This window comes from Pseudomonas sp. 21615526 (assembly GCF_013386245.1).
Taxonomy (GTDB): domain Bacteria; phylum Pseudomonadota; class Gammaproteobacteria; order Pseudomonadales; family Pseudomonadaceae; genus Aquipseudomonas.
In genome coordinates this window covers 2042-3626 of sequence record NZ_JACAOM010000223.1, presented here as the reverse complement: position 1 = coordinate 3626, position 1585 = coordinate 2042, and the positions used below count along the sequence as shown (strand labels likewise).

Here is a 1585-nt window from a genome sequence, read left to right as displayed (position 1 = left end):
GCGCACGGTCAAGCCACCATCAATCACAATGCTCTGCCCGGTCAGGTAGCTCGACTCCTCACTGGTCAAAAACCGCACCAGGGACGCCACCTCATCCGCCCGCCCGACCCGGCCCAGCGGAATCGCCCGCGCGGCTTTCGCCAGCCCTTCCGGCCCGAGGGAGTTCTTCGCGTCCAGCGACTGGGGCGTCTCGATCAACCCCGGAATCACCGCGTTGCAACGAATCCCCAACGGCGCCAATTCCACCGCCAGCGACCGACACAACCCCGGCACGCCGGCCTTGGCCGCCGCATAGTGCGCGTGCTCCTGCCAGCCATACACGCCACCGGCAATCGACGAAATCGCCACCAGCGCACCGCCTTCATGCATGTGCCGGGTTGCCGCCCGGAAGGTGCGCATCACCCCGGTCAGGTCGACGTTGAGCATCTCGTTCCACAGCTCGTCGGTCATTTCCAGCAGTGGCGCACGGCGTAACAAACCGGCGTTGGCCACCGCGTAATCGAGGCGACCGAAGTGCTGGACCGCCTGCGCCGCCAGGTTATCCACCGAGGTTGTATCGCCCACGTCCAGCGGCAACATCAGGCATTCACCGCCCGCCTCTTCCACCAGCGCAACCGTGTGATGCGGGTCATGGGGATCGGCCGGGTAATACCCACCCACCACCGCCACGCCGCTGCGGGCATACGCCACCGCGAGGGCCTGGCCGATGCCGCTGGCGGCACCGGTAATCAATGCAACTTTACGACTCATCGAATCAACTCCTTACTGGACGGTTTCCGGACGCACATGGCGCGCGGCAAACATCAACGCACCGGAGAGGAAGCACGGCACTGCGCCAAACCACAGCGCAGCGGTCTGCCAGTCACTCCCGGCCGACAACACCTGGGTCGCGCCGAACCCGGCAACCACCGCACCAATCGGCCCCATGGCATGGATAATCGCGCCACCGGTAGCCCGGATGCTGGTGGGAAAACTTTCACTGATGAAAAACAGCGCCGCCGAGTACGGCCCGATCAGGAAGAACAGGCCCAGGCTGTACAGCCCCACCACCATCGCCATGTTGCTCGGGCCAAACAGCATCCCGGCAAACGACAGCCCGCCGAGCATCCAGCCCAGGCCGATGACATTGCGCCGGCCGATCTTGTCGCCCATCCAGCCGTGGCTGAGGTAGCCGCAGTAGCCCACCAGGTTCGACAGCACGAGGATGATCAGCGAGTTCTCGAACGAGATGTGGTGCACGCTGACGATCACCGACGTACCCAGCACGCTGAACACCTGGATCGCCGCCCAGTTGAGCAGCAGCGCCGCACCGATCACCAGGGTTGCACGGCGGGCCGGGCCACGGAATGCGGCCTTGAGGCCGGCCTTGCTGTGTTCGTCATAGTCCACGCCGTAGGTCACGGCGACGTTTTGCGCCTCTTTCACCGCGCCGCTTTTACGCAGCTCGCTGATGCGCTGGTGAATCTGGAACTGCGGGCTTTCCTTGAGCTTGCGCGCCATGACCGCGATGACAATCGCCGGGATCGCCGCAAACACGAAGCACCCCTGCCAGCCAATCACCGGCAGCAACAGCGCGGTCAAACCC

The 1585-nt window shown here is 64.7% G+C and carries 2 protein-coding genes; both read right to left on the bottom strand.

Translation table 11 applies throughout. The features are described from left to right. Positions 1-750 (bottom strand): SDR family NAD(P)-dependent oxidoreductase (locus HX786_RS31285; protein ID WP_178913068.1); only part of this gene is annotated, 750 nt, incomplete at its 3' end. Positions 751-762: 12 nt separating this feature from the next. Next, positions 763-1585, bottom strand: an 823-nt coding sequence (locus HX786_RS31280; RefSeq protein ID WP_256735354.1) for an MFS transporter, incomplete at its 5' end; no start/stop codon positions are given.